Genomic DNA, 26,130 nt, shown 5'->3' on the forward strand with positions numbered 1-26,130 from the left:
TGATCAGGCCGCGCTGTTCAGGACCGGGAGGTAGCCGCCGGACTGGCCGGCCGCGGTCGGGTGGTAGGACTCGCCGATGTTGAGCAGGTTGAGGCTGTGCAGCCAGGCGCTGCCGGAGCAGAGTTCGTGGCCGGTGAAGGCGGAGCGGACGTCGCCCCAGGTGAAGCCGTGGTCCGCGGCCCGCTTGGCGATCGCGGTGTCGAGGTAGTCGGCGGCGTCGTTGATGGCCTTGCGCTTGGTCTCGGACAGGCCGAGGCAGGTGGCGCCGAGCTGGTAGAAGCGGGGGTAGCCGAGGACGACCACGTGGGCGTTGGGGGCCCTGCCGCTGATCTGGGAGTAGACGTTGTCCAGTTGGCCCGGGAGCGTCGAGTCGACGTACGCCTTCGCGGTGTTGATCCGCGAGAGGCAGGAGCTGTCGGACTGGAGCACACAGGTCGTCATGACGTCGGCGAAGCCGGCGTCGTTGCCTCCGATGGTGATGGAGACGAGCGCGGTGGCGGAGCTGAGCGGGGTCAGCTGGTTTGCCAGAACATCACCCGTACGGGCGCCCGAGCATGCGGCGAACGTGAATGACGAGGGTGAGTGGGCGGCCGCCCAGAGGTAGGGGTAGGCCTTCGTGCTGCGCTTGCAGTCGCCGCTCGAACTGATGTAGCTGCCCGCGCCGACACCCGAGGAATAGGAGTCCCCCAGGGCCACGTAGGGGCCCTGGGCGGCATGGGCGGTGCCTGTCCCGGTGAGGACTGCGGCGAGAGCTAGGAGGAGTGAGCCGACGTACGCGGCAAATCGGGAACGTCTCATGGAACCTCCCTTTAGCAGGATCTCTGCCGTATCCGTCGTAGCAACGACACGCGGCGACGGGAAGTGTCCATGCCAAAATCGGTGCCGGCACCATGGACCGCTACGTGGTGCGCTCTTGACGGTCCCCCAGACACTGCGCGACATTGAAGCCCGGCATCCGGCGCTTTCTGGGGGGAAACGTCGCCCATGCAGACCACACATACCGAAACGTGTTCGGACGCGTCGGGCAGAGACCTGACGCCACTGCTCGCGGGCGCCGCGACCACCGTGGGGGGATTCGGCGCACTGCTCGCACTCACCGGCTCCGACTCACCGCTGCGCGCCCCGCTCACGCTCTTCTTCCTGCTCGCGGCACCCGCCGCCGGCGTCGCCGCCGCACTGCGCGGCTTCGATCCGTTCGCCCGGGTGCTGGCCTCGCTGGCCGGCTCGGTCGTCCTCAACATGCTGGTGGCCCAGGGCATGCTGGCCACGCACCGCTGGTCGGCGCGCGGTGGCGTCCTGGCGGTGGCGGTGATCAGTGTCCTGATCCTCCTGCTGGTGCTGATGCGGCGGCGTACGGCGAAGGGGCAGGACCTCTGACGTGGACATCAGCGTGTACCGCCCCGGCGAGCTGAGCGCGGCCGATCGGGTGGCCTGGACCGCCATGCAGTCCAAGGCCCATCTCCACGGTGCGCCGGGCCTCGCGAACCCGTTCCTGTCCCCCGAGTTCGCGCTCGCGGTGGGCCGGTGCAGACGGGGCGTGCGGATCGCGGTCGTACGGGAACAGGGCGAGCCGGCCGCGTTCCTCCCCTTCCAGAGAACCGCCGCCGGGGTCGGCCGGGCCGTCGGCCTCGGCATCTCGGACGCGCAGGGGCTGGTGCACCGGCCCGGGTTCCGCTGGGAGGCGAGGGAGTTGCTGCGCGCCTGCGGGCTGGCCGTCTGGGAGTTCGATCATCTGGTGGAGGGCCAGAGGCCGTTCGAGGCGGAAGCCTCCGGCAGGTTCCCCTCTCCGGTCATGGACGTCGAGCAGGGGTACGAGACGTATCTGGCCGGGCTGCGGGAGCGCTCACCTAAGTTCACGCGTACCACCCTCGCCAAGGAACGCAGACTGACCCGCACGGCGGGCGAGGTGCGCTACGTCCACGACGAGCGCGACCCCGCCGCCCTGCGCACCCTGATGGACTGGAAGTCCGCCCAGTACCGCAGGACGGGCCGCAGCGACCGCTTCGCGCACGACTGGATCACCCGGCTGGTGGAGCAGCTGTTCCACACCCGCTCCGAGCCGTTCGCCGGGATCCTCTCGGTGCTGTACGCCGACGGGAAGCCGGTCGCGGCCCACTTCGGGCTGCGCACCGAACGCGTCCTCGCGTGCTGGTTCCCGGCGTACGACCCGGAGTACGCGAAGTACTCCCCCGGCCTGGTCCTGCATCTGCGGATGGCCGAGGCGGCCGCCACCGACGGCGTCGCGTACCTCGATCTGGGCCGGGGGCAGAAGGAGTACAAGGACTCCCTGAAGACACGGGAACTGACCGTGTCGGAGGGGTGGGTGACCCGTCGGCACCCGGTCGCGGTCGGACACCGCGTCCGCCGGGTTCCGGTACGGGCACTGCGCAACGCCGTGGTGACGCGGCCGGAGCTGTTCGAACCCGCCGACAGACTGCTGAAGAAAGTGGGAAAGATCCGCTCCGGTGCGACTGTAACGGTCAAACCATCAAAAACGTGAGGCCTCGTTCCAGGTCTTGCCATACAGGTTCAAATGTCAATACCGTCATACATCACACCCGCACCGTCCCGTCATCGAGCGGCTCTAGGGGAGGGCTCAAGGACCGCGACGGGGGTGCGGGGCGCGGTAGGGGGGTGCCGTGCTCGGTGACCGCACTTTGTGACCGAGTCGTGCCGCGCGACCGGCTGTCGTTTCTTCGAAACATGCACAGCACGACGGCGGTCGGCCAGCTTTGCCAGCTCACCCGGCGTGTACGGAGATTCCTTCCGGCATGCCGTGCGTGAGAACCCCCCTTTCGAACCGGAGCAACAAGCCGGACCGCCCAGGGGCGGGCGGTCCACCGGACGAGAGGGAACCAGACTCATGAGTTCAGTTCTGCGCCCGGCGGCTACGGGCCAGGATGTGCCGACAGCCAGCCAGTACCGGCCGATCTCCACCCACCTGGCCATCGCGCCACCGGTGAGTGTGGTCATACCCGCCATGAACGAGGCGGACAACCTTCCATACGTCTTCAAGACCCTGCCCGACTGGATCCACGAAGTGGTCCTGGTGGACGGCAACTCCACGGACGACACCGTCGCGGTGGCCCGCGAGCTGTGGCCCGAGGTGAAGGTCGTCGAGCAGCACGGCAAGGGCAAGGGGGACGCCCTGATCACCGGGTTCGAGGCCTGCACCGGTGACATCGTCGTCATGATCGACGCCGACGGCTCGGCCGACGGCAACGAGATCGTCTCCTACGTCTCCGCCCTGGTCTCGGGCGCGGACTTCGCCAAGGGGTCCCGCTTCGCCAACGGCGGCGGCACCGACGACATGACCTTCATCCGCAAGCTCGGCAACTGGGCGCTGTGCACCATCGTCAACCGCAAGTTCGGCGCCCGCTACACGGATCTCTGCTACGGGTACAACGCCTTCTGGCGGCACTGCCTCGACAAGATCGACCTCGACTGCACGGGCTTCGAGGTGGAGACCCTGATGAACATCCGGGTCGTCAAGGCGGGGCTGAAGGTGCAGGAGATCCCGAGCTACGAGTACCTGCGCATCCACGGCGCGAGCAATCTGCGGGCCGTACGGGACGGGTTCCGGGTGCTCAAGGTGATCCTCGGGGAGCGGTCGAACCGGCGCGCGCTGCGCCGCCGCGCCCATCACTCGCCGATGCTCGACTCGCGCCGGGGAGAGGTGTCTTGAGCGATCCCGACATCTCCGTCGTGATCTGCGTGTACACCGAGGACCGCTGGGAGGACATCCTCGCGGCGGTCGCCTCGGTGCGGACGCAGTCGTACCCGGCCCGGGAGACGCTGCTGGTCGTCGACCACAATCCGGCGCTCCTGGACCGCCTGACCAAGGAGTACAAGGAAGTCCGGGAGGTCCGCGTGTTCGCCAACGCGGGCCCCCGGGGCCTGTCCGCGGGCCGCAACACGGGGATCACGGCCTCGCACGGTGAGGTGATCGCCTTCCTGGACGACGACGCCGTCGCCGAACGGGACTGGCTGCGGCACTTCGCCGCCGCCTATGCCGACCCGCGGGTGATGGCCGTCGGCGGCCGTACGGTGCCGATCTGGGCGTCGGGGCACCGGCCCGCCTGGTTCCCCGAGGAGTTCGACTGGGTGGTCGGCTGCACCTACAGGGGCATCCCGTCCGGCCTGATCCAGGTGCGCAACGTCCTCGGGGGCAACGCCTCCTTCCGCCGCAGCGCGTTCGACGCGGCGGGCGGCTTCGCCACCGGTATCGGACGGGACGGCGACAAGCGCCCGCTGGGCTGCGAGGAGACCGAACTGTGCATCCGGCTGAGCCGGGCCAGACCGGACGCGGTCCTGCTGATCGACGACCGGGCGGTGATCCACCACCGGGTGCCCGAGGCGCGCGAGCACTTCGGGTACTTCCGCACGCGCGCGTACGCGGAGGGCCTGTCCAAGGCGCTGGTGGCCCGAAGTGTCGGTGCGGACAAGGGACTTGAGTCGGAGCGCCGGTACGCCACCCGGGTGCTGCCGTCCGGGGTGGTGCGCGGGCTGCGGGACGCCGCGCTGTCCCGGCCGGGCGGCGCGGGCCGGGCGGGCGCGATCGTCGCCGGGGTGCTCACGGCGGCCGGCGGATATGTGGTCGGCACGTTGCGGGCGCGACGCGGCGGGGCCACGTTCTCGATCGTGGAGATCGAGGGGGAGAGAGATGGCTGAGCCGCCCGTACCGATCCTCATGTACCACTCGGTCGCCACCGACCCGAACGACGCCACCCGCGTGCTGTCGGTGTCCCCGGAAGCCTTCGCCCAACAAATGGAGCTGGTGGGAGAGTTGGGGCTCACCCCGATCAGGACGGCGGATCTCGCGGCCTGTTGGCGCACCGGCCGGCCACTGCCCGCGCGGCCCGTCCTGATCACTTTCGACGACGGCTACGAGGGCGTCCACCGGCACGCCCTGCCCGTGCTCGCCAAGCACGGCTTCCCGGCCACGGTGTTCGTCTCCACCGGCTGGATCCGGGGCGCGTACGACACGGGAGGCGGCCTGGACACCATGCTGGACTGGGACCAGGTCCGCGAACTCGCCGCGGCGGACGTCGAGATCGGCGGCCACACCCACACGCACCCGCAACTCGACCAGCTCGACGACAGCGCGCTGCGCCACGAGCTGATCCACTCCAGGGAGATCGTCACCGACGAACTCGGCACCGCGCCCGTCTCGCTCGCCTACCCGTACGGCTACTCCAGCCGCCGGGTGCGCCGGGCGGTGCGCGAGACCGGGTACGGCCAGGCGCTCGCCGTGAACAACGGCCTGGCGCGGCGCCGCCAGGGACCCTACGCCCTGACGCGGCTGACCGTGCGGCGCGCCACCACGGCCGAGGAGTTCGAGCGGCTCGTCCAGGGCCGTGCGATCGCCCGGGACTTCGCCAGGGACCGTGCCCTCACCAAGGGGTACGCGTTGGTCCGAAGAGCACGACAGGTCCGCCGGAAGGTCTCCCGTTCCCGTGTCTGACACGACGACCACGACCGAGCCCGAGTCGACCGCGGCCAAGGCGCCCGAGCAGTCGGGGCGCCGCCTTCGCCTGCCCGGACTGGGCAGGGGCGGAGGGGGCGGCAACCAGCTGTTCCGCAACGCCTACGCGCTGATGCTCAACACCGGTATCTCCGCTGTGCTGGGCCTCGGCTTCTGGCTGGCGGCCGCCCGCTACTACTCCGAGTCGGCGGTCGGCCAGGGTTCCGCCGCGATCGCCGCGATGAAACTCCTCGCGGGACTGACCGCGGTGACCCTGACCGGGGCGCTGGCCCGCTTCATACCGGTGGCGGGCCGGGCCACCGGGCGTCTCATCGCCCGTACGTACATGGGCAGTTCGGTGCTCGTGGCGATCGCCGCGGTGGTCTTCCTGCTCACCCTGGACGCGTGGGGGCCGTCGTACCGGTTCCTGCACGGGCCGGTGAACGGCCTCGGCTTCATCGCCGCAGTCGTCGCCTGGAACGTGCTCACCCTCCAGGACGGCGTGCTGACCGGGCTGCGCAGCGCGCTGTGGGTGCCGGTCGGCAACACCGTGTTCTCCGCGGTCAAGCTGGGACTCCTGGTCGCGTTCGCGGTGGCGATCCCGACGGCCGGTGTCTTCGTGTCGTGGGTCGCGGCGATCGCCGTCTCCGTGCTGCCGCTGGGCTGGATGGTGTTCCGGCGGCTGGCGCCGCGCCATGTGAAGGCGACCGAGGACCACGCGAAGCCGCCGTCCCTCAGGGAGATCGGGCGTTTCCTCGCGGGCGACTACACCGGCTCGCTGTTCTCGCTCGCCGTGGTCTATCTGGTCCCGGTGATCGTGGCCGCCCAGGTCAGCTCCCAGGACAACGCGTACTTCTACATCACCACGACGATCGGCGGCACCTGCAACCTGCTCGCCATCAACATGGGCGCCTCCCTGACCGTCGAGGGCTCGCACGACCCCGGTCGGCTGGCCGCCAACACCCGTGCCGCACTCAAGCGGATGGCGCGGATCATGCTGCCGGTGGCCGGGATCCTGTTCTTCGGGGCGCCCTGGATCCTCGGTGTGTTCGGATCGGGCTACGCGGACGCGGCCACCCCGCTGCTGCGCTGGTTCGCCGTCGGAGCGGTGCTGCGGGTCGTCATGGAGACGTATTTCGCGGTGCTGCGCGCGCAGAGCCGCACCTCCGGACTCGCCTGGCTGCAGGGCCTGTTGTGTGCCATGGTGCTCGGTCTGACGCTGCTGCTGCTCCCCCGCATGGGGCTGACCGGAGCGGGCGTCGCCGAGATCTCCTCGCTCGCGGTGATCGTCGCGATCGCCGCCCCCAGGCTGTACCGGACGATCCGGCACGCACCGGCCGCCGAGGTCCCCGCGAGCGCTGCTCCCGACGGCGACCTCGCCGACCTCGGTGCGCGTGAGGTTCCGGCCGCGGGCCGCACCCGCCGCCCCGGCTGGGCGCTCGACCAGGACACCCTCGCGCTGGGCATCCACGTCGACTTCGACCACCAGGAACGCCGCCCCGACGTACGCCCGGGGCCCGGCACCCCGCCCACGGGCACACCCGTGCCGGGCGTGACCCGCGACCGGCCCACGTGGGCGCTGCAGAAGCCGCCCGAACTCGGGCTGCCCGTGGAAGAGCGGGAGCCGGGGTCCGAGTCCTCCCTGGGGCCGTCCGAGACGGAGGTGGACGCGCCGTTCGAGGTGGCCTTCGACGCCGGCAAGGAGGTCGACGTACCGGAAGAACCCGCCGTACCGGAGGAGGTGGCACAGTCCGCGGAGCCGCCGCGGCCCCTCCCCCTGCGGGAGCGGCTGCAGCCCACCTGGCTCGGGGTGTTCCTCGGCTGTCTGCTGGCCGTCGCGCTGCTCCTCTACTGGGTACCGGCGCTGGGCCTGGGCGAGGCCGACCTGGACCGGATGGGCGGACTCGGGCTGATCTCGGTCCTGCCGCTGCCCACGCTGGTCGGCGCGGCACTCCTCGTCGTGGTCTTCGCCTCGCTGCTCTGGCTGGGCCGCGAGCACAAGGCATTGCTGCTGGTCACGCTGGTGGCGACCGTGTTCTCACTGCATGCGCTGCCCGCGGTGATCGAGGCCGAGCCGAGGTTCGCGACGGCCTGGCAGCACCTCGGGTTCATCGACTACATCGACCGGACCGGCTCCGCGGTGCCCGACCTGGACGCCCGCTGGAGCTGGCCGGGCTTCTTCGCGGTGGCCGCGTTCGTCGCGCGGGCCTGTGGGGTCACGGACTTCACCGAGATCATCCGCTGGTGGCCGACGGCGATCCAACTCGCCTATCTGGTACCGATGTTCCTGCTCGTGCGGCACATGCGGGCGAGCTGGCGGGCCAAGTGGACCGGGATCTGGATCTTCGTCCTCAGCGGCTGGGTCGGCCAGGACTACTTCTCCCCGCAGGGCTTCACCTATCTGCTGTACCTGGTGTTCGTGGCGGTCCTGCTCGTCTGGTTCCGCGCCCCGCGCGTGATCTGGACGAAGCGGCGCCCCGGCGAGGCGGAGGTCGAACCGACGAACCGCCGCCAACGGGCCGTGCTGCTCGCCGTGTTGATCGGGCTGTTCGCGGCGAGCGTGCCCGCCCACCAGCTCACCCCGTTCGTGATGCTCGGTGTGCTGGCGGTGCTCGTGCTGATCGGCCGCAGTGAACTGCGCGGTCTGCCCGTCCTGTTCGCCGTCATGGTGGCCGCCTGGATCGGCTGGATGGCCGAGCCGTACTGGTCGGGTCACTTCGACGACCTGTTCGGCGGGGTCGGCGGGGTCGGCGGAAACGTCTCCTCCTCGGTCTCGGGCCGTATCGAGGGCGGCAGTTCGAGCCACAAGCTGGTCCTGTACGTACGCGTGCTGCTGGCCGGCGGGGTCATGGCGCTGGCCTGCTACGGCTGGTGGCGGCGCCGGGACCACAAGTACCGGGAAGCGGCGCTGCTCGTCCTCACCTTCGTGCCGTTCCTCGGCTTCGGCATGCAGTCGTACGGCGGCGAGATGGCCCTGCGGGTCTTCATGTTCGCCCTGCCGGGCGCCGGCCTGCTCGCCGCGCTGGCGCTCTTCCCGCGCACCGGGGTCACCGCGAAGGAGCGCGAGAAGGACCGGGTCAGCCTCGCCCCGGTGGCCGCGCTGATGGCGGGTCTGCTGCTCATCGGAGGCTTCCTGGTGGCCCGTTGGGGCAACGAGCCGTTCGAGCGGATCCAGCCCGGCGAGGTCGCCGCCATGGACTACGTCTACGCCCACGACGATCCGACGGTCCGGCTGCTGTGGCTGTCCAACGACACGCTCGACAATGTGACGCCGGCGATGCCGTGGGGCGCGAAGGACATGGAGAAGGTGTCCTATGTGCCCACGCTGGCTCCGACCGACCCGGTGCTGGTGTCCGGACTGGTCAAGGCGCTGAAGGACGCGGGCCCGAACTCGTATCTGATGGTCAACGTCAGCCAGGTCACGTATCTGCGGCTCGACGTGGGCTATTCGGGAACGTGGGAGCCGCGGCTGCTCGACAACCTCGACAGCCGCAAGGAACTCAAGCGGGTCCTCACCAACGACGACGTGACCATGTACGCCCTGCGGGAGCAGCCGGCCGGGAAGGTCCCGAAGGCCGATCCGGGGCCGATCGGTCCGCAGGTGACCTGGACGCCCTGGTCGGTGGTGGGGGCGCTGGCCGCGCTGGCGCTGATCCTGCTGCTCTCGGCCCGTGAGGTGGTGCGGGTCGCGGTGCGGCCGGGGGTGCGGCAGCTGCGGTGGCTGCAGAGCAGCTTCTGGTTCGCGTTGCCGCTGCTCGCGGTGTTCCTGGCGGCGCTGGTGCAGCGGTTCCTGACCATGAAGTAGGTCCGGTGCGAACCGGGTCCGCCTTCCTCGGCGGCCCCGGTTTCCGCCGATAGGGTGCGGGCGTGGAGCGCGGCGGTCAGCAGCCGGACGAGTTGTCCGACGGGGAGGCGCGGGGCGAGCTTTCGCCCCGGACGGCCCGCAGGCTGTGGTGGGCGTCGGCCGGGATGGTGCTCACCGTCCTCGGCACTCCCCTGCTCGTCCTCGGCACTCTCGTGGGCACGGAACACGGCCGGCGACTGCCCTTCGCCGTGGCCCTGATCCTCGCCCAGGTCTGTGCTCTGCGGTGGCAGGCGCGCGCCCCGGCCCTGGTACTGGCCGTGAACGCAGTGACGGGGCTCGCCGTGTGGGGGCTGATGCCCGAGGTGACCTTGACGGGAGCGTTGACTCGCGGCGCAGATCTCGTTGTGCGTGCTCTCGGCCACCAGGCCGCGGCGGGTGTCGGCACGGGCGCTCGCGGCGATGTGCCTGCCCGCACCTCTGGCGTTCGGTGCGGGCGGCTCCACGGGACTGGCCGTGTATCTGCTGACGGTGGCTCTGGCGTGGACCGCGGGTCAGTGGCGCCGGGCGCAGCGGGAACGGACGAGGGCGGAGATGCGCCGGGCCGTGGTGGAGGAGCGGGCACGGATCGCGCGCGAGGTGCACGACGACGTGGCGCACACCGTCTCGCCGACACCATGATCGGTTACTGGACCCGCTTCGCCCGCGCCGGCGACCCGGGCGGTCCCTCGTCGCCCCGCTGGTCCCGGCGCACGGTGCTGTCCCTGGCACCGGACCACGTCGTCCCGACCCGCACCGCGAGGCTCCGCCATCACTGCGGGTTCTGGGACCCGCTCAGCGGCTGAGCCACTTGACCTCGTACGCCTGCATGTCGAACCGCTTGCCGTCGATCCGTGCGCTGATCTGCCGGTCGAGGGTGTTGACCACCAGGACCGTCCTGTCGGTGGCGAGGACACGGACGTTGGGCACGTCGTCGGCGGCGACGGAGACGGTCCGGTACGTGGTTCCCGGCGGGAAGGCCTTGCCGAACCGGCTGACGAGGTCGAACATGGGCAGCTTCTGCCCGCCACCGCCGCCGCTGGTCGGCGTCCACAGACAGCCCGCGCAGGCCGTGCCCTTCTCGTTCTCCGGGTTCCAGTAGAGGGCGGACGTGGTGCCGCCCCTGGCCAGCGCGATCATTCCGGCGGCCTGCACGGCGACCCTGCGGTTCTCGGACCAGCCCTCGCGTTCGTCCCGGCTGTCGGCGGGCTCGACGTAGTACTCGGCCCACCACAGCGGCAGGTTCCCGGTCCGCTGCCGCACCCACCGGCTCACCGCGGTGAACTTGTCGGTGGCCGCGAACTCGTTCGGCAGCAGCTCGTCGTCGTTGGTGTAGCTGGAGCCGTCCACGACCACGAAGTCGGCGCCGGCCTTGTTCCTGTTCCAGTAGTCGAAGGCGTCGAGGATCCGCTGGTCCATCGCGCCCCAGGCCCCCTTGAAGGTGGCGGAGGCGTCCTCGGAGCGCGGGTCGACGCTGTCCATCACGAGATACGGCCCGCCCACCATGATCTTGGGGTCGACCTTCTTGAGCGCCTTGTAGACCAGGTTGTAGAGCCGGGTGTAACCCTCGTAGTCCCAACGGGACTTCGCGTCGTTCCAGAAGCCCTTGAACTCGTTCCAGACGATGAAGTGGCGGACGTCCGGGTACCGCTTGGCGACGGTCGCGGCGAGCGCGGCGTAGTCCTCGAAGTGCGCGGGATCCGGGGCGGTCTCCAGCGCGGCCTTGCTCCAGTCGGTGTTGCCGACGCCCGCCTCGCCGCCCTTCATCCAGTCCGGCGCGCAGCACAAAGTGATGGTCGGTGTGGAGTGGGAGGCGCGGATGAAGTCGATGCGCCGGTCCAGGTCCTCGAAGTCGTAACGCCCCTTGACCGGCTCGGGGTTGGCGGCGCCCCAGCCCATGATGTGCTGGTTCTGCGGGAGTCCGCCCGCGTCCTCGATCCGCTGTCCGACCCGTTCGCCGGCTTCGGAGCTGCCCTCGTCGGCGCTGAACTGGGTGTGGGTAAAGCCCCAGCCGACCTCCGGGGTGTCCGCGTCGGGTGTGGTCGTCGGGGCGCCGTGGACCCTGTCGCCGTTGCGTGAGGTGCCGTCGGTGCCCGCGCCGCTGCCCGGAAGCGTGTTGAGGAGGGTCACGATCAGTGCCAGAGCCACCGCGCCCACTCCGAGCAGAGCGGTGAGCCGCCACCGCCGTGCCCCCGAATTCCACTCATGACGTCCCATCGAGGGCAACGGTATCCGCGAACACGCCTGTGGGGGCAGATGTCGGAGATGCACAGCTCTGTAACAGGAGGTAGCGGACAGACCGGAAACACGGGACAGGCGCGACACAACCGACGCACCACAGAAACCGGGTGCGTACGGGGGGTCCGTGCCGGATCATGGGCCCCATGTCTGCGAACCCACACGACGCGCTGCCGATCCGGCTCAACGTCGACGACAGCGACTCGCCGTCCGACGTCGTCGACGCGTTGTTCCTCGGTCGCTTCGCGACGGGCGAGCAGCCGTACTCCCACGCGGCCAACATCGACCGGGTCCGCACCGGGGCCACGCTCCTGCCGCAGGGCGCCCGGGTGCTGCGCGTCGCCCGCGACGACGACCGCAGCGCGACGCTCGCCGAGGGCGACGGCTGGACCCTGCTGGTCTCCCGCTGGAACCGCGGCGCCGACGTCACCGTCACGGCGACCGACCCCAAGTTGGCCAAGAAGGTCCTCGACCAGGCCACCGACGGCGCGGCGGACGAGCCCGAACCCCAGCCGGAGAACGTGACGATGGGCTTCTGGTACGTCTCCCCCAGGCGCGGCCCGCACCGCACGACCCGCCAGATCTCCGCGGGCACCTGGGGCGAGGTCCGCCAGAACTACACGGCGCCGGTCGCGGACGCGATGGACGGCCTGATGAAGACGACCCCGGAGGACATCGCGGGGCGTCTGCTCCTGCTGCACGGCCCGCCGGGCACCGGCAAGACCTCCGCCCTGCGCACGCTGGCCCGTTCCTGGCGGGACTGGTGCCAGGTGGACTGCGTCCTGGACCCGGAACGGCTGTTCAGCGACGTCGGCTACCTGATGGACATCGCGATCGGCGAGGACGACTCGACGGGCAAGGGCCGCTGGCGGCTCCTGCTCCTGGAGGACTGCGACGAGCTGATCCGCGGCGAGGCCAAGCACACGGCGGGCCAGGCCCTGTCGCGGCTGCTGAACCTGACCGACGGCCTGCTGGGCCAGGGCCGCAACGTCCTGGTCGGCGTCACGACCAACGAGGATCTGGAGCGCCTGCACCCCGCCGTCGTCCGCCCCGGCCGCTGTCTGGCCCGTATCGAGGTGGGTCCGCTGACCCGCCGGGAGGCGGTGGGCTGGCTCGGTACCGAGGAGGGCGTGGGCCGCGAGGGAGCGACTCTGGCGGAGCTGTACGCGCTGCGCCGGGGGACGTCACCGACGGCGGTGCCGGAGCCGCGGCCCGGGGCGGACGCGGGGTTGTACCTGTAGTGCTTTGATGGGTGTATGACCTTGTTCGTCGGCACCTCGGGGTGGCAGTACAAGGACTGGCGAGGCGTCCTCTACCCCGACGGCGTTCCCGTGCGGCTCTGGCTGGAGGAGTACACGGCGCACTTCCCGACGGTCGAGATCAACAACGCGTTCTACCGGCTGCCGAGCCGGGAGACCTTCGAGGCGTGGCGGAAGCGGGTGCCGGGGGACTTCGTGGTGGCGGTGAAGGCGAGCCGGTACCTCACCCACATCAAGCGGCTGAAGGACCCGGAGGAACCGGTCCACCGCCTGATGAGCCACGCGGAAGGGCTGGGCCCGCGGCTGGGCCCGGTGCTCCTCCAACTGCCCCCGACCCTGCGGGCCGACCCGGAACTGCTGGACGCCTGCCTGGCCTGTTTCCCCGCGTCGACGCGGGTCGCGGTCGAACCCCGCCATGTGTCCTGGTGGACGCCCGAGACCCGCAAGGTCCTGGAGACCCGGGGCGCGGCCCTGTGCTGGGCCGACGTCCGCGCCCGCCCGGTGACCCCGCTCTGGCGCACCACCGACTGGGGGTACGTCCGCTTCCACGAGGGCCGGGCACAGGAGTGGCCGCACTACGGCAGACGGTCCCTGCAGACCTGGGCCGAGCGGATCCGGGAGACCTGGGCCGGGCACGAGGACGTGTACGCCTACTTCAACAACGACCCGAACGGTGCCGCCGTGCGCAACGCGAAGACCTTCACCGCACTGTCTCAGCCCTCCCCGTAAGCCGCCCGCAGCGCGTCCCGTACGGCTGCCAGGGCGTCGTTCTCCGTGAGCCCCAGGCGCCGGGCCCGCTCGACGTACGCCTGCGCGGCCGACGCCAGTTCGCGTTCCGCGGCCGAGCCGGCGGCAGCCACGAACGTGCCGTTGCGGCCCCGCGTCTCGATCACCCCGTCACTCTCCAGCGCCCGGTACGCCTTGGCGACGGTGTTCGCGGCGAGCCCGAGCGACTCGGCGAGCCCCCGCACGGTCGGCAGCCGGTAGCCGACCGGCAGCACCCCCGCCCGCGCCTGCTCGGAGATCTGCACCCGCACCTGCTCGTACGGCGGTGCGCTGTCATCGATGTGGATCTTCAAGGTCACGAGCCGATTGTCCCGCACCCACCGGAAAATGAGAGGCACCCGGGCAGGCCTCGCCCGTAACGTGCGCCTTCATGACTGTGATCGTGCGTGACCTTCGCCCCCAGGACCCGGCCGACGTCGAGAGCTTCGCCCACGCGCGCCACCTGGCCCTCCCGCTCATGCTGTGGACCCCGGCCGGTGTGCTGCACCGCCTCGCCCACACCCCTCCGGAGGCGCACTACCGCTCCCTCGTGGCCGAGGAGGACGGCGAGGTGATCGGCACGGCCCAGATCGGCCTCGCCCATGACAGCCCGGAGCCGGGCCAGGGCTACCACAACATCTACGTACGCCCGGACCGCGTCCGGCGCGGCGCCGGCGCCCTCCTCGTCCGCACCGCCGAGGAGCACCTGGCGGCGCACGGGGCGACCAAGCTGTTCTCCTGGGTCCTGGACGAGCCGCAGAACCGGGTGTTCGCCGAGCGGCACGGCTACCGGCCCAGCCGCTCCGCACACTTCCTGCGCCTGGACCTGGCCAACGGCACACTGCCGCCGCTCCAGCCCCTTCCCCCCGGCGTCGAACTGCGCACCGCCGCCGACTTCGCCGACGACCCGCGGCCCTTCTTCGAGCTGGACGCGGAGACGGCGGAAGACGAACCGAGCGACGTGAACACCGAGTTCACGGACTACGCCAGGTGGATCGAGGAGAACTGGAAGCACCCGCTCCTCGACCATGCCCTGACCACGATCGCCGTGGTCGACGGCCGTCCGGCCGCCTTCAGCGCCGCCCACACCGACGGCTCCGGCCGCTACGCCACCGCCATGACCGGCACCGCCCGCGCCTTCCGCGGCCGCGGCCTCGCCAAGCTCGCCAAGAACGCCTCCCTGCACCGCGCCCGCGCCGCCGGCTGCACGGAGGCCCTCACGGGCAACGACGCGGCCAATGAACCCATGCTCGCGATCAACAAGTGGTTCGGGTACGAGATCTGCGCCACGGAGGTACGTCATGTCCGCGAACTGGTCTGAGCCCCTGCGGCGGGTGGACGTCGTCCTGCTCAAGGCGGGCCGCACGAAGATCCGTTACGAGGCCGAGCTCCTGGCCGACGACGGCAACCGCGTCACGGTCCGCGCTCCCTGGGCGGGCGAGGGCGTCCGCGACTTCGGCTTCGTCCGATTCGAGCCGGGCGACGTGTTCACCGAGCACTACTGGCGGGACCGCTGGTACGCCGTCAAGGAGGTCCGCTCCCCGGACGGCACCCTGAAGGGCTGGTACTGCGACATCACCCGCCCGGCCACTGTGAGCGGCGCCGAGTTGGTCGTGGAGGATCTGGACCTCGACCTGTGGGTCTCCGCGGACGGCAGGGAAGTCCTGCGCCTGGACGAGGACGAGTTCGAGGAGAGCGGTCTGGCGCGGACGGACCCCGAGGCGGCTTCGGCGGCATGGGCGGCTCTGAACGAACTGGAGCAGCTGACACACCCCGGCGCCGAAGCACCACACCGCTTCCCACCCCTCTAGTCGCCCCGCACCACCACCGCGTACCGCTCGTCGTCCACGTCCTTCCCCCACAACAGGGAGTCCTCCGACAACGGCTCCACCCGCACGTGACCAGCCAGCGGCTCCGCCAGTCCCGTGAGCACCTCGGCCGATATCCCGGCCTCCCCCCACACCCCCTCCACCAGCACCAACCGCCCGCCGGGCCGCAACAAGCCCCACCACCGCCGCAGCACCCGCCCGGGATCCGGCAGCGCCCACAGCACATGCCGCACCAGCACGACATCGAACCGCTGCTCCCCCACCGGCGGCATCGCGGCGTCACCGACGAGGAACACCGCGTCACGTCCGGCGAGTTTCGCGCGCGCCAGCTCCACCATGGCCAACGAGAGATCCACCCCGGTCACCCGGTGTCCCTGCTCGGCCGCGAGGAGCGACAGGCTCCCGGTCCCGCAGCCAAGATCGAGGAGGTCGCACGCCCTTCCCGGCAGCCACCCCCGCAGCCGCTCGGCCCAGGCCGCCCGCACCTCGGGGTCCCGCAACCCGTGATCCGGCTCCTCGTCGAAGGACCCCGCCTCGGCGTCCCAGTCCACGTCAGCCGCCCCGCCCCAGCCCTCACGGTTCTCCGTCATGCACCCAAGAGTGACACCCGCCACTGACAGCCGAATCGTGACAGCCGCCACTGACAGACCGGTGAGCGATGAGGAACTCTCCCCGAAAGGGTCTACCTCCGTGAGAACGCGGGAACTCGGTAGGCCTTGAAGGAGGCAGCCATGCGCCGTACCACCGTGCAGAAGCCCCTGAAGAGGACCGATGCCCGGCGACTCCCCGAGGAGGCCGACGAGCGCCCCGCGGGACGACCCGAGGTCCGCAAGGACATCGCGCGTACCTGGTGGCCCGACGGCTGACGGCGGCAGGCATGCCCCGTGTCAGACCAGTCGCTTGCGGTAGTGGACGCGGTCGTAGGGCCCGTCCACTCGCCGTTCCACGACCTCATAACCGAACTTCGGATAGATCTCCTGGTTCTCCCACATCATCGCGTTCGTGCAGAGCCTGACCTCGGGCAGTCCCAGCGCACGCGCGTGTGCCTCGACGAACCGCAGCAGCCGTCCGCCCACGCCCTGTCTCTGGGCGTCGGGGCGGACGGCGAGGTTGTCGAGGTACAGATGGTCCGGGTGCTCCTCGACCACCACGAGCCCGACCACTGGGTCGCCCGTGACGAACACCTGCCCCGCGGCCACGTTCGCCGCGTGGTCCCGTTCCATGGGCTGCGGCACCTGTCCGATGCGCTCGATGTAGTGCTCGTACGCCGCGTCGGTGACGGCCTTCACGGTCGGTGCGTCGGCTGCCTCTGCGCGTCGGATCTCCTCGTTCGTCATGTCCGCACGCTACCTACCTGATCTCCGTCTCAGCGCTCCCTTAAGAGGGCCATAAAGATCGCCACCGACCGTCACAGGCCGGGGATTTCGCGGTTTCTTTGATCCGGCACCCATCGGTACCGGTTCCGAGGAGATCCTTCATGCCCGCACGCCGCAAGGTCGCAGCCGTCGTCGCCGTCGGTCTGGCCCCGCTCGCCCTGACCGCGCTGGCCGCCGCGCCCGCGACCGCGCACGGCTCGATGGGCGACCCGGTCAGCCGGGTCTCGCAGTGCTACGCGGAGGGCCCCGAGAGTCCGAGGTCGGGCGCGTGCAGGGCGGCGGTCGCGGCCGGCGGTACCCAGGCGCTCTACGACTGGAACGGCATCCGCATCGGCGACGCGAACGGGCGGCACCAGGAGCTGATCCCGGACGGCAGGCTGTGCAGCGCGAACAACGACGAGTTCAAGGGGCTCGACCTGGCCCGCGCGGACTGGCCGGCGACGAGCGTGAGCAGTGGGTCGTACACCTTCAGGTACCGCGTGACCGCCCCGCACAAGGGCACCTTCAAGGTGTACCTGACCAAGCCGGGCTACGACCCGACGCAACCGCTGGCCTGGGACGACCTGGACCTGTCGAACCCGGTCGCGACGGCCACCGACCCGGTCGCCTCGGGCGGCTTCTACACGTTCTCCGGCACGCTCCCCGAGCGCTCCGGCAGACAGCTCCTGTACGCCGTCTGGCAGCGCTCGGACAGTCCGGAGGCGTTCTACTCCTGCTCGGACGTGACGTTCGGGGGCGGGGACAACTCCGCCGGCACGGCGGGCGGTTCGACGCCCGCGCCGAGCGCTTCCGCACCCTCCGAGGAGCAGATCGAGGACGGCGCCGGCAAGTCGACGGTCGAGCACCACGGGCACGGTGACGACGACGCCGGTACGTCGGCGGAGCCGGTGGACGCCCCCGAGCCCGAGAGCCTTCCGGCCCATGACGTGCGGGCGGCGGGCACTTCGCCGAAGCTCGCCGAGACGGGCGGCGACAGCAGTACGGGGTATCTCGCGATGGGCGGCGCCGCCACGCTCGCGGCCGGCACGGCGGTCCTGTTCGGTTCGGTGCGTCGGCGCACGGCGAACAGCGGTGGACGGAACGGGCGTTGACCTGTTGAACTCCGGGGTCTGACCGGCGGCTCAGGCCGGACAGACCCCGGCCGCGCTCAACTCAGGGCCGACGCGCAGGTGGTGGCGGTGGCGTGGGCCGGGTCGAGCGCGTTGGCCACCTCATGGAAGGCGATCCGGTCGAACAGGCCGATGGCCGCGTGCTCGGAGAGGTCGAGAGGGCACAGGTCCTGCAACAGGACGTTGTGGACGCCGGACCCGCTGAGGAACTGGCTCCGGTACGGCGTGACGACCTCGTCGTACTTGGTGGCCAGGACCGTGTACTTGACGCCGGGGACGGTGTCGCCCCCCTCGTTGAGCTTGGTGAGGAAGGGCGAGCCGACGACCTGGTCGGCGAGGGCGGGCGTGCTGGTGGTGAGCAGGTCCTGGATGCCCGGGAAGTAGGGCAGCAGGTTGGTGATGCCGGACAGGGTGGTGCCGTGGTTGTCGGGGGCGATGCCGACGAGGGCGTTCACCTTGGCTGCTCCGCCGAGGAACCTGAGGTAGTAGCGGGGCATCAGACCGCCCTGCGAGTGACCGACGAGGTCGGTCTCGGGGGCGCCGGTGGCGGCGAGCACCTTGTCGACGAAGGTCTTCAGCTGCTCCGCCGACTTGTCGATGGGGCCGAGGCCGTAGAAGAGGGGCACGCCGGAGAGCTGACCGTAGTCGAAGGAGAAGACGCAGTAGTCGCGGTCCTCCAGGTAGGGGGCGAGGGCCAGCCAGTTGTCGACGGAGTTGGCGAAGGTGCCGTGGACGAGGACGACGGGGCGGGGGTGGGCGGCGGAGGGCTTGCAGGAGTAGTCGTTCCAGCCCCGGCTCGGGGCGTCGGCCGCGTGGGCGGCGGTGGCGGCGGGGACGACGGCGACCGTGGCGGTCAGCAGCAGGGCGGCGAGGGGTCTGAGCAGTCGTTTCCAGGGCAGCATCGGGTGATCTCCTTGCGGCTCAAGGGAGTTGCGATGGCCTTACGCCCTGTGACCCGGATCACGAGGATGCTGTTCAATTCGAAAGTTACGGACGAGTAGTGCACTTGTGAAGTTACGCGTCAGTAAAAACTTCCAGTGCTAACCAGTTCATATGCATCTACTGATGAACCGTCACCAGGCGGGCCTGATGGGACCATAGGGAGCGATACGCCCCAATCGCTCGCGCAACGCGCGCACTTCACCCTCACCGAGTACATCGGTCCACGCCCGAACGGCCTCCGCGGCGGCCTCCTCCGCCGCACGGGTGCAGGCCCACCCCCGCTCGGTCAGTACGACGAGCCGGGCCCGCGCGTCCGCGGGATGCGGCCGCCGCTCGGCATAGCCCTTACGCACGATCTCGTCCACCAGCTGGCTCGCGGCCTGCTTTGTCACGCCGAGATGAGCGGCCAGCTCCGTGACCGTGGCCCCGTCCGGCGCGAGCCGCGCGAACGCGAAGCCCCAGGCGGGACGCGCCTCGAAACCCCGGGCGACCACCCCGTCGTTGATGCGCTGGGTCAGGTCACCAGCGGCGGCGAGCAGGGCGGCGGCCAGGGCGAGGGCTTCGGAGTTCTGCACTCAGGCATTGAAACACCCTTGACGAATTGGTCAAGCAGCTTGACTATGAAGTCATATAGTCAAGCTGCTTGACCATCTGCCCCGGAGGCCCCGCATGCCCGTAGTCCGCTCGTCCGATGCCGTCACCCATGAGATTCACGGCGCCCGTTTCGTCTCGTACGCCACTCCCCTCAGCGGCGCCAAGGAGCTCTGCGCCTGGCGCGGCGAGATCCCCGCGGGCACGAAGGCACCGGCGCACACCGTCAACCGCGAGGAGATCTTCCATCTGCTCATCGGTGAACTTCTGATCACGCTCGACGACAGCACCCAGCGGATCACCGCCGGCGACACCGTGATCGTCACCCCCGGGGCGACCTTCACCGTCGAGAACCCCACCGACCACACCGCCCTCACCTGGGTCACCACCTCCATCGGCCTGGAGGCGACGCTGGCGGACGGCACCCGTATCACTCCGCCGTGGGCCAACTGAGCTACGCGGCCAGCGCCCCCGGCAGCACCGCCAGCGGCCCGAACCTCGGCCGGGCGCGGACCGCGGCCTCCTCGATACGGCGGAGCTTGTCGTCGGTGGGGTCGAAGGTGAGCTGGTGGGAGGCCTGCTCGGCGGGGTCGAGGCCCTCCGCGCGCAGGGCGATCGAGCGGACCCGGGCGCGCTGGAAGCCGAGGGCCTCGTACATGCCGTAGGCAGCCCTGGTGAGGGCCGCCGAGTGGGCCGTCGGTTCGCCGAGGGTGCGGCTGCGGGTGGTCGCGGTGCGGTCGGCGTAGCGGACGGTGAGGGTCAGGGTGCGGCAGACCTTGTCGAGGGCGCGCAGCCGGGAGCCCAGTTCCTCGGCGGCGGAAAGCAGGGCGCGACGGTGCCGGTCGGGCTCCAACTCGTCGCGGGTGAAGGGGCGTTCGGTGGCCAGTGAACGGGAGACGCCGTTCGGGACCACGCGGCCGCGGTCCACGCCGTTGGCCTTCTCGTGCAGTTCGCGGCCGGCCTTGGCGCCGACCAGACGCTGGAGCGTGGACAGGGGCGCGGCGGCGACCCGGCCCAGGGTGTCGAGACCGTACTCGCACAGGGTGCGGGCGGTCGCGGTGCCGACGCCGGGGAGCGCGGCGACGGGGCGGCCTGCGAGGAAGTCGGCCGCCGCGTCCCCGGGAACCGAGCGGGTCACCCCGGGGCGGGCGTCCTTCAGTGCCATGCGGGCCAGCATCGGTCCGGGTCCGGCGCCGATCGCGCAGTCGACGCCGTGCAGGGTGAGGGCGCGGACCCGGATCACCGAGGCCAGTTCGACGGCGTCCCGCTTGAAGTAGCGTTCGGCGCCCCACAGATCGGCCAGTGCCCGGTCCGGTGGCAGCGCCTCGACGACCGGGGTGAACTCCTCCAGGAGACCCAGCAGTTCGGGCAGGGCCGCCTCCCGCGTCGGCGGCAGCTGGAAACGTACGCAGAGGATGGTCATCCCGCACTCCCCGGACTCTGGTGCCACAACTTCCGTACCCGTGAAGCCTCTTGACCCGCCAGTCGCAGATCGGCCCACGGATGCAGTTCGTATCCCGTCGGCATTTGGATTCGCCGGCCGCCGGTCGGATCGTCGCCCTCGCCACCGGATCTCGCCGGCACCGGCTCCGCCAGTCGCGCCGCCACCGTGTCGAGGCCCTCCCCGTCCCGCAGTTCGACCAGTTCGGCGAGGTTCCAGGCGGCCGCGCCCACCACGCTGAGGCTGGGCAGGCCGCGCCGCTGCAAGACACCGCGCACCAGCAGCAGCCAGAAGTGGAGACGGTGTGTGCCCGCAGGCGTCGTGGGAGTCGTCGAAGAAGGCGAGGTCGACCAGCCCTGTGCCGTCGTCCAGGGTGGTGAAGATGACCCGCTTGCCGGACCGGATCGGCGGTGTCTGGGTGGCCGCCTTGGCCCCCGCGACCAGCACGGCCTCGCCGTGCCGCGCCTCGCGCAGCCGTCGCGCGCTGACCACGCCCAACTCCGCGAGGAACTCCCGGTGGTCGTCCATCAGATTGCGCAGTCCGGCGGGGGCAGTCTTCCGCCCGCCGGACAAGGGGAGTTGGCCCCCCGCGGCCGGCGCGTGCGCCCCGGTGCAGCTCGGTCAGGTGCAGTTGCAGGTCTCGCCTGGGCATCCGCGAGATCGCGGCCCAAGTGATCGAAGATGCCTCCGCGCACTTCGACCGCCCACAGTCGGCGACCAAGCCCTTTGAGACGAGATCACCTATCTCAAACGCCTCATCCCTCAGATGGAATATGGCAGCTCATCCCCGTCATGAGTGCTGGCCCCACCACCGCAACCGTCAGCCGAATCGCCGTGTGCAGTGTCATCCGCCGCTCGGCACTCACACAGCGGGCCTCAGTGGCTCCTGGCCGCGCTCAGTTCCCCCCTGCACCATGTGCCTGGGACGGCGACGATGTCCGCAGGGGTGTCGGGGATGGTGCGGATCGCGCCGGGTACTCCACGGTTGGCGGCAGGTGGCCGGGGGTGACGTCGGCGGGGTACAGGTAACCAAAGAGCGCGGCATCACTGTCCAGCACACGTTCGCGCCGCAGTACGCATGCGATCACGCCAAGCGCGACCGGCTGCGCCGCGGGCGGAGGAGCCCGGCTGACCCTGCGCGTCGCACGGGCGCAGGCATCCGAACAGGCGCATAGGCAGACCGGTTGGTGGGGGCACGGGGTCTGCGGGGGCGAGTGGTCCTCACCTCTGAGCGCATGAGGGACCACCACGCTGGGCGGTGCGGGCATGCCGGCGCAGGAAAACGATGGCTATAACAGCACTGGGCCCCCCTCGGCCCGGGTGTTCCCGCACGCCGCTCGGAACCCCCGGGCTGGTGCCCCGTCAGGAGCGGGCGGTCTCCTCGTCATAGCCGGGGATCGTCAGACTGGTCAGGAACTCATCGGTGTGGGTGACGGTGAGAAACTCCATGTAGTGGCCGTCGGGGTCATGGATGTAGACGCCGCGGCCGCCTGCCAGATGGTTGATTTCCTGCGGCTTGCTGTGCCGTGGGTCGGCCCAGTAGGGCAGGTCGCGCTCCTGGATCTTCGCGAAGATCGCATCGAACTCTTCCTCGGTGACGCGGAAGGCATAGTGGCCGGGTACCCAGTCCTTGCCCCTGACAAGGTGCTCGGCGTAGTCCAGGGAAATTCCATTGCCGAGGCGAACGACGGCGAAGGGTCCGAACGCCTTGGGTTCTGGCGCCTCCAGAAGATCAGCGATAAAGCGGGCACCCGCGAAACGGTCGGAGCTGTGAACGATGGTGTGGTCGAGTTCGGGCACGACAAGTCCTTCTGTGAAGCCGCGACGAGACAGGCGGGTCCATCATGCTGATCCTTTCCAGCCAAGTGGCGTGTACCAGTTGATGGTTGGGCTGATCAGACGGATTCGATCACCCTGGGGGCCGAGCGAATCAGTATCCGCCAGTTCGATCGGAACCGAGCAGTTCTCGCACCCTCACACATCCACTTGCTTTCCAGGCAATGGACCAGGCAGACACCTTCGGTGGCCTTTCAGTCATGCCTCGTTCCGCAGGGCAACGGGGCACCATCAACAGGAGAATGTTGCTAGTGCGTGTTTGCTATTCCATTCTCCCATCCGGCGTGCCGGGGACTGGCCTGCCTCGGGGAGGGTCTTCCTCAGCCTTTTGGAGGGGGACCTGCGGAGTACGACGTCTGGGCCGAGGCCCCGCAAACTGGTTGGCACGTCGGCCTGTTCGGTATGCCTTCATGAGCTGATTGATCGGGCAGAGACGGTGGTCTTCCGTTGTTGCTGACTCTCCTTCGTCAGGGACCAGCGGTTCTCAGGACAAGCGGTCAGTCGGCCAGGGTCGCCGGACGCACAGCTTGCGGCCCAAAGCGTCGGCGGGCGCGGTCAGCAGCAACCTCGGCCGCGCGGGCGCGGTCGGCGCCGGGATCCAGAGAGAGCTGGCGGTAGGCGCCATCGGCCGGCAGCAGATTGTCGGCGCGAATCGCGAAAGCGCGGACTCTCGCCCGCTGCAACCCGAATGCGTTCAGCAGCCCCAGGGCGGACGTCGTGAGGGCGGGTGAGTGGCTTGTGGGTTCCAACAGCAGGCATGTGCGCGTGGTAGAGCTGCGGTCGGCGTACCGCACGGTGAGGGTGAGCCGGCCTGTGATCCGGTGTTCGCCACGCAGGCGTTGACCGAGTTCATCGGCGAGCCCCAGGACTGCTTGATGGTGTTTCATCGGGTCGAGGCAGTCCCGGTCGAGGACGATGTTGACGATCAGGCGCTCTGCCGGTTCCGACGTCGCGACCGGGCGCGGATCGTGACCGCGGGCGCGTTCGGCCAACAGCCGGGCGGGGCTTACGCCGAGAAGGCGCTGCAGAGTTCCCGCGGGCAGGTCGATGACCTGCCCGACGGTGTGCAGCCCGTATCTGCTGAGCGTGTCCGCTATGGCGCGGCCGACCCCTGGCAGCGCAGTGACCGGCCGTGGATACAGCCAGTCAGCCACCTGCGCGGCGGGAACCCAGGTGGTGTCGCCCGGCGCGGACGCGTCGGCCGCCATGGCCGCGAGCATGCGGTTTCCGGCGAGCCCGGCGCTGCTGTCGATGCCGTAGAGAGCCTTCAGTCTGAGTTTCGCCAACTGAGTGATGTCGTACGGAGACAGGTCGAAGTATCTGAGTGCCGAGGTCAGGTCGAGTTGGACGGCATTGGGAGGCAGGGCTTGGACGTGGGGCGTAATGCCAGACATCAGTTCGATTACTTCGTCGTACTGATCCTCGGTCAGGGCGGCGTGTAGGTAGAGGTGGGCGATGTGGCGCTGCCGAGTAGTCATCCCGCGCTCCCGGGGCTGCGGTGGCCGAACTTCTTCAGGTCGGCCGAGCGGGTGCCGGCGGGTTGAAGGTCGGCGTACGGGTGCAAGCGGGCGCCGGTCGTGCCGTTGGCCAGGGTGCGCTGCGACTGGGCGGGGGTCGGGTGCGGACGGCTTTCGCCCAGGCGGGCGAGCGCGGCCTCGGGACCGTTGTCGCGGCGGGCGGCGGCGATCTCATCGAGGTCCCAGGCCATGGTGCCGACGACGGTACGGCGAGTGCCGCGCACCTGGACGGTTCCGCGTACCAGCAGCAGTCCGCTGTGAAAGACGGTGTACGCGCAGGCCGGATGGGAGTCCTCGAAGAAGGCCAGGTCGACCAGGCCGGAGCCGTCCTCCAGGGTGACGAAGATGATCCGCCTGCCACTGGCGATCGGCGGGGTCTGGGTGGAGGCGCGTACGCCGGCAACGAGGACCTGCTGCCCGGCCCGCATCCCGGCGAGGTGGGCGGCATCGGTTGCACCGATCTCACGCAGCAGCCGGTGGTGGTGCTCCATCAGGTGCTTGGAGACGTCGATGCCGAGGGTGCTCAACTCGGCACTGAGGGCTTCACGTCCGGTCATCTCCGGCAGGCCGCTCGGATCGGCTCCGCCGACGGCGCCCGCGTCGATGGGCAGTTGGCCCTCATGCGCGGAGCGGGTACGGGACTGCCGGTGCAACTCCGTTATCTGGAGCAGGAGATCACGTCGGGTGAGGCGGCCGTCGTGCAGGCAGCCCAGGGCGCCGATCTCGGCGAGGCGTTCGGCGACCGGTCTGCTGGGACGGGCCCGCTGCCAGAAGTCCGACAGTGATCCGTATGGCTGCCCTTCTTCTATTCGCCTGCACTCCGCTTCACTGATGCCATGCACCGCCGACAGTGCGAGCCGAACGCCCCACTGGTCTCCGTCGGTCTTCTCCACGGTGTGCTTCACCTGGGAGTGGTTGATGTCGACCGGCAGGACCTGCACGCCACCCCGACGGGCGTCGGCGACCAGGACACGCTTGGGCCACATCCCGGGGTCGTGTTCGAGCAGGCCGGCCAGCAGGAACGCCGGATAGTGCGCCTTGAGCCAGGCGCTCTGCAAGGCAGGCACGGCGAAGGCGACCGCATGGGCACGGCAGAAGCCGTACGCACCGAAGGCCTCGACGGTCTTCCAGACCTCGTCCCGGACGGCCTGGCTGTAGCCACGCTCGCGCGCCAGGGCATGGAACCAGTCCCTGACCTTCGGCAACCGCTCCTTGTCGCCCAGCGCCCGCCGCGCGATCTCCCCGAGAGCCCGGTCGCAGCCGGTCATCACATGCAGGGTCTCGATGATCTGCTCGTGCCAGATGGTCACACCGTAGGTGTCGGCGAGCACCGGCTTCAGGTCCGGGTGGGCGTACGAGGGCGTACCACCGTGGCGGGCGGCGATGTACCGCTCGGGCATGCCGCCGGCGACCGGACCGGGGCGAAAGAGGCTGATGTCGGCGATGACATCCTGCGGATCGCGTGGCTGCAGCCGGGACAAGAGATCTTGTTGGCCAGGCGATTCCAGCTGGAACAAACCCAGGGTCCGGCTGTCCTGGATGAGCTTGAAGGCGAAGACATCGTCGAGTGGCACCTGTTGGGGGTCATCAAGCTCGATGTGGTGGCCGGTGGTGCGTTCGATCTCGGTGACGGCGTGGGCCATCGCGGACTGCATCCGGACGCCCAGGACGTCGAGTTTGATGTTGCCGAGCGCTTCGATCTCCTCCTTCGCGGCCATGGCCATGGGGTAATCGCCCTGTGGGGTGGGTTGCACCGGCAGCTGTAGGGTCCACAACTTAATGCGCAATGTCGGCGCTCAGTGCGCAATGGTTACGCATTTCCAGAGACTGCGCCCACTGCACACGCAGAGTAATCCCCCAACGGGAACGACGCTCGTCGGCTTCTCCTCCAATCACTAGTGCGCAAGAGCCAGGATCATTGC

24 protein-coding genes and 3 pseudogenes are annotated in these 26,130 nt (G+C 70.0%); 15 read left to right on the forward strand and 12 right to left on the reverse strand.

The annotated features are described in order from the left end of the window. Positions 1–3 precede the first annotated feature (3 nt). Entirely contained in the window at positions 4–798 is a 795-nt protein-coding gene (locus ABZT93_RS07650) for an SGNH/GDSL hydrolase family protein (RefSeq protein ID WP_356100441.1), read from the reverse strand. Between the two features lie 186 nt (positions 799–984). On the opposite strand from ABZT93_RS07650, the gene ABZT93_RS07655 reads away from it, so the two are divergent. From ABZT93_RS07655 to ABZT93_RS07690, 8 genes and pseudogenes are all read left to right on the forward strand, one after another. After that, complete coding sequence (locus ABZT93_RS07655; RefSeq protein ID WP_356100444.1) at positions 985–1,377, forward strand: hypothetical protein; 393 nt, start codon at positions 985–987, stop codon at positions 1,375–1,377. A 1-nt stretch (position 1,378) separates the two neighbouring features. Next, positions 1,379–2,500 (forward strand): GNAT family N-acetyltransferase, encoded by a 1,122-nt coding sequence (locus ABZT93_RS07660; RefSeq protein ID WP_356100447.1) that lies wholly within the window; start codon positions 1,379–1,381, stop codon positions 2,498–2,500. Positions 2,501–2,863: 363 nt separating this feature from the next. Continuing rightward, positions 2,864–3,685, forward strand: a complete 822-nt coding sequence (locus tag ABZT93_RS07665) for a glycosyltransferase family 2 protein (RefSeq protein WP_356100450.1) — start codon at positions 2,864–2,866, stop codon at positions 3,683–3,685. After that, positions 3,682–4,671, forward strand: a complete 990-nt coding sequence (locus ABZT93_RS07670; RefSeq protein WP_356100453.1) for a glycosyltransferase family 2 protein — start codon at positions 3,682–3,684, stop codon at positions 4,669–4,671. The genes ABZT93_RS07665 and ABZT93_RS07670 overlap by 4 nt, the downstream gene beginning before the upstream one ends. After that, positions 4,664–5,464, forward strand: a complete 801-nt coding sequence (locus ABZT93_RS07675) for a polysaccharide deacetylase family protein (RefSeq protein WP_356100456.1) — start codon at positions 4,664–4,666, stop codon at positions 5,462–5,464. The genes ABZT93_RS07670 and ABZT93_RS07675 overlap by 8 nt, the downstream gene beginning before the upstream one ends. Then, the gene (locus ABZT93_RS07680) at positions 5,457–9,269 is read left to right on the forward strand and encodes a lipopolysaccharide biosynthesis protein (RefSeq protein ID WP_356100458.1); all 3,813 of its coding nucleotides are present in this window, start codon (positions 5,457–5,459) and stop codon (positions 9,267–9,269) included. Before ABZT93_RS07675 ends, ABZT93_RS07680 begins: the two co-directional genes overlap by 8 nt. A gap of 164 nt (positions 9,270–9,433) precedes the next feature. Further along, positions 9,434–9,935: pseudogene (locus ABZT93_RS07685) on the forward strand (sensor histidine kinase); the annotation flags it as partial. Positions 9,936–9,943: 8 nt separating this feature from the next. Then, on the forward strand, positions 9,944–10,111 hold the full coding sequence (locus tag ABZT93_RS07690; RefSeq protein WP_356100461.1) for a hypothetical protein: 168 nt from the start codon (positions 9,944–9,946) through the stop codon (positions 10,109–10,111). Here ABZT93_RS07690 and ABZT93_RS07695 read toward each other — a convergent pair. Then, a complete protein-coding gene (locus ABZT93_RS07695) occupies positions 10,101–11,522 on the reverse strand; it encodes a xylan 1,4-beta-xylosidase (protein ID WP_356100464.1) in 1,422 nt (473 codons plus the stop codon). The genes ABZT93_RS07690 and ABZT93_RS07695 overlap by 11 nt on opposite strands. 167 nt (positions 11,523–11,689) lie before the next feature. On the opposite strand from ABZT93_RS07695, the gene ABZT93_RS07700 reads away from it, so the two are divergent. Further along, positions 11,690–12,784, forward strand: a complete 1,095-nt coding sequence (locus ABZT93_RS07700) for a DUF5925 domain-containing protein (RefSeq protein ID WP_356100467.1) — start codon at positions 11,690–11,692, stop codon at positions 12,782–12,784. Between the two features lie 15 nt (positions 12,785–12,799). Next, a complete protein-coding gene (locus tag ABZT93_RS07705) occupies positions 12,800–13,531 on the forward strand; it encodes a DUF72 domain-containing protein (RefSeq protein ID WP_356100470.1) in 732 nt (243 codons plus the stop codon). On the opposite strand, the gene ABZT93_RS07710 is transcribed toward ABZT93_RS07705, so the two are convergent. After that, entirely contained in the window at positions 13,516–13,887 is a 372-nt protein-coding gene (locus ABZT93_RS07710) for a GntR family transcriptional regulator (RefSeq protein WP_355745049.1), read from the reverse strand. The genes ABZT93_RS07705 and ABZT93_RS07710 overlap by 16 nt on opposite strands. A gap of 71 nt (positions 13,888–13,958) precedes the next feature. Here ABZT93_RS07710 and ABZT93_RS07715 point away from each other — a divergent pair, with 71 nt between their 5' ends. Together ABZT93_RS07715 and ABZT93_RS07720 are read left to right on the forward strand one after the other, a co-directional pair. After that, entirely contained in the window at positions 13,959–14,888 is a 930-nt protein-coding gene (locus ABZT93_RS07715; protein WP_356100473.1) for a GNAT family N-acetyltransferase, read from the forward strand. After that, the gene (locus ABZT93_RS07720; protein ID WP_356100476.1) at positions 14,869–15,378 is read left to right on the forward strand and encodes a DUF402 domain-containing protein; all 510 of its coding nucleotides are present in this window, start codon (positions 14,869–14,871) and stop codon (positions 15,376–15,378) included. The genes ABZT93_RS07715 and ABZT93_RS07720 overlap by 20 nt, the downstream gene beginning before the upstream one ends. Here ABZT93_RS07720 and ABZT93_RS07725 read toward each other — a convergent pair. Continuing rightward, complete coding sequence (locus ABZT93_RS07725) at positions 15,375–15,986, reverse strand: class I SAM-dependent methyltransferase (protein ID WP_356100478.1); 612 nt, start codon at positions 15,984–15,986, stop codon at positions 15,375–15,377. The genes ABZT93_RS07720 and ABZT93_RS07725 overlap by 4 nt on opposite strands. A gap of 141 nt (positions 15,987–16,127) precedes the next feature. Between ABZT93_RS07725 and ABZT93_RS07730 the strand changes: the two genes are divergently transcribed. Continuing rightward, entirely contained in the window at positions 16,128–16,262 is a 135-nt protein-coding gene (locus tag ABZT93_RS07730; RefSeq protein WP_020117828.1) for a hypothetical protein, read from the forward strand. Between the two features lie 21 nt (positions 16,263–16,283). Here ABZT93_RS07730 and ABZT93_RS07735 read toward each other — a convergent pair whose 3' ends face one another. Beyond that, on the reverse strand, positions 16,284–16,733 hold the full coding sequence (locus ABZT93_RS07735) for a GNAT family N-acetyltransferase (RefSeq protein WP_356100481.1): 450 nt from the start codon (positions 16,731–16,733) through the stop codon (positions 16,284–16,286). A 140-nt stretch (positions 16,734–16,873) separates the two neighbouring features. On the opposite strand from ABZT93_RS07735, the gene ABZT93_RS07740 reads away from it, so the two are divergent. Next, positions 16,874–17,863 carry a lytic polysaccharide monooxygenase gene (locus tag ABZT93_RS07740; RefSeq protein WP_356100484.1) on the forward strand — a complete coding sequence of 330 codons (990 nt, stop codon included), beginning with the start codon at positions 16,874–16,876 and terminating at the stop codon, positions 17,861–17,863. 56 nt (positions 17,864–17,919) lie between these two features. Here the strand turns inward: ABZT93_RS07740 and ABZT93_RS07745 are convergent, their stop codons facing one another. Continuing rightward, positions 17,920–18,783, reverse strand: a complete 864-nt coding sequence (locus tag ABZT93_RS07745; protein ID WP_356100487.1) for an alpha/beta fold hydrolase — start codon at positions 18,781–18,783, stop codon at positions 17,920–17,922. Positions 18,784–18,954: 171 nt separating this feature from the next. Further along, positions 18,955–19,398 carry a MarR family winged helix-turn-helix transcriptional regulator gene (locus ABZT93_RS07750; RefSeq protein ID WP_329290333.1) on the reverse strand — a complete coding sequence of 148 codons (444 nt, stop codon included), beginning with the start codon at positions 19,396–19,398 and terminating at the stop codon, positions 18,955–18,957. Positions 19,399–19,492: 94 nt separating this feature from the next. Between ABZT93_RS07750 and ABZT93_RS07755 the strand changes: the two genes are divergently transcribed. After that, complete coding sequence (locus ABZT93_RS07755; RefSeq protein WP_356100489.1) at positions 19,493–19,867, forward strand: cupin domain-containing protein; 375 nt, start codon at positions 19,493–19,495, stop codon at positions 19,865–19,867. A 1-nt stretch (position 19,868) separates the two neighbouring features. Here the strand turns inward: ABZT93_RS07755 and ABZT93_RS07760 are convergent, their stop codons facing one another. The 5 genes and pseudogenes from ABZT93_RS07760 to ABZT93_RS07780 form a co-directional block, all read right to left on the reverse strand. Continuing rightward, the gene (locus tag ABZT93_RS07760; protein ID WP_356100492.1) at positions 19,869–20,837 is read right to left on the reverse strand and encodes a hypothetical protein; all 969 of its coding nucleotides are present in this window, start codon (positions 20,835–20,837) and stop codon (positions 19,869–19,871) included. After that, a pseudogene (locus tag ABZT93_RS07765) lies at positions 20,834–21,501 on the reverse strand (DNA polymerase III subunit alpha); the annotation flags it as partial. The gene ABZT93_RS07760 and the pseudogene ABZT93_RS07765, both read right to left, overlap by 4 nt. 716 nt (positions 21,502–22,217) lie before the next feature. Next, the gene (locus ABZT93_RS07770; RefSeq protein ID WP_356100495.1) at positions 22,218–22,655 is read right to left on the reverse strand and encodes a VOC family protein; all 438 of its coding nucleotides are present in this window, start codon (positions 22,653–22,655) and stop codon (positions 22,218–22,220) included. A 533-nt stretch (positions 22,656–23,188) separates the two neighbouring features. After that, on the reverse strand, positions 23,189–24,169 hold the full coding sequence (locus tag ABZT93_RS07775) for an ImpB/MucB/SamB family protein (protein WP_356100497.1): 981 nt from the start codon (positions 24,167–24,169) through the stop codon (positions 23,189–23,191). Next, positions 24,166–25,971, reverse strand: a pseudogene (locus ABZT93_RS07780) (DNA polymerase III subunit alpha); the annotation flags it as partial. The gene ABZT93_RS07775 and the pseudogene ABZT93_RS07780, both read right to left, overlap by 4 nt. Between the last annotated feature and the right edge of the window lie 159 nt (positions 25,972–26,130).

Origin of the sequence: Streptomyces sp. NPDC005303 (genome assembly GCF_040607335.1) — a bacterium.
Classification (GTDB): domain Bacteria; phylum Actinomycetota; class Actinomycetes; order Streptomycetales; family Streptomycetaceae; genus Streptomyces.

What these genes read in the sequence shown, in the direction of transcription:
- ABZT93_RS07650 (WP_356100441.1), bottom strand. Translation starts at nt 798, where the DNA reads ATGAGACGTTCCCGATTTGCCGCGTACGTCGGCTCACTCCTCCTAGCT.
- ABZT93_RS07655 (WP_356100444.1), top strand. Translation starts at nt 985, where the DNA reads ATGCAGACCACACATACCGAAACGTGTTCGGACGCGTCGGGCAGAGAC.
- ABZT93_RS07665 (WP_356100450.1), top strand. Translation starts at nt 2,864, where the DNA reads ATGAGTTCAGTTCTGCGCCCGGCGGCTACGGGCCAGGATGTGCCGACA.
- ABZT93_RS07675 (WP_356100456.1), top strand. Translation starts at nt 4,664, where the DNA reads ATGGCTGAGCCGCCCGTACCGATCCTCATGTACCACTCGGTCGCCACC.
- ABZT93_RS07690 (WP_356100461.1), top strand. Translation starts at nt 9,944, where the DNA reads ATGATCGGTTACTGGACCCGCTTCGCCCGCGCCGGCGACCCGGGCGGT.
- ABZT93_RS07695 (WP_356100464.1), bottom strand. Translation starts at nt 11,522, where the DNA reads ATGGGACGTCATGAGTGGAATTCGGGGGCACGGCGGTGGCGGCTCACC.
- ABZT93_RS07700 (WP_356100467.1), top strand. Translation starts at nt 11,690, where the DNA reads ATGTCTGCGAACCCACACGACGCGCTGCCGATCCGGCTCAACGTCGAC.
- ABZT93_RS07705 (WP_356100470.1), top strand. Translation starts at nt 12,800, where the DNA reads ATGACCTTGTTCGTCGGCACCTCGGGGTGGCAGTACAAGGACTGGCGA.
- ABZT93_RS07715 (WP_356100473.1), top strand. Translation starts at nt 13,959, where the DNA reads ATGACTGTGATCGTGCGTGACCTTCGCCCCCAGGACCCGGCCGACGTC.
- ABZT93_RS07720 (WP_356100476.1), top strand. Translation starts at nt 14,869, where the DNA reads ATGTCCGCGAACTGGTCTGAGCCCCTGCGGCGGGTGGACGTCGTCCTG.
- ABZT93_RS07725 (WP_356100478.1), bottom strand. Translation starts at nt 15,986, where the DNA reads ATGACGGAGAACCGTGAGGGCTGGGGCGGGGCGGCTGACGTGGACTGG.
- ABZT93_RS07730 (WP_020117828.1), top strand. Translation starts at nt 16,128, where the DNA reads ATGCGCCGTACCACCGTGCAGAAGCCCCTGAAGAGGACCGATGCCCGG.
- ABZT93_RS07735 (WP_356100481.1), bottom strand. Translation starts at nt 16,733, where the DNA reads ATGACGAACGAGGAGATCCGACGCGCAGAGGCAGCCGACGCACCGACC.
- ABZT93_RS07740 (WP_356100484.1), top strand. Translation starts at nt 16,874, where the DNA reads ATGCCCGCACGCCGCAAGGTCGCAGCCGTCGTCGCCGTCGGTCTGGCC.
- ABZT93_RS07745 (WP_356100487.1), bottom strand. Translation starts at nt 18,783, where the DNA reads ATGCTGCCCTGGAAACGACTGCTCAGACCCCTCGCCGCCCTGCTGCTG.
- ABZT93_RS07755 (WP_356100489.1), top strand. Translation starts at nt 19,493, where the DNA reads ATGCCCGTAGTCCGCTCGTCCGATGCCGTCACCCATGAGATTCACGGC.
- ABZT93_RS07760 (WP_356100492.1), bottom strand. Translation starts at nt 20,837, where the DNA reads ATGACCATCCTCTGCGTACGTTTCCAGCTGCCGCCGACGCGGGAGGCG.
- ABZT93_RS07775 (WP_356100497.1), bottom strand. Translation starts at nt 24,169, where the DNA reads ATGACTACTCGGCAGCGCCACATCGCCCACCTCTACCTACACGCCGCC.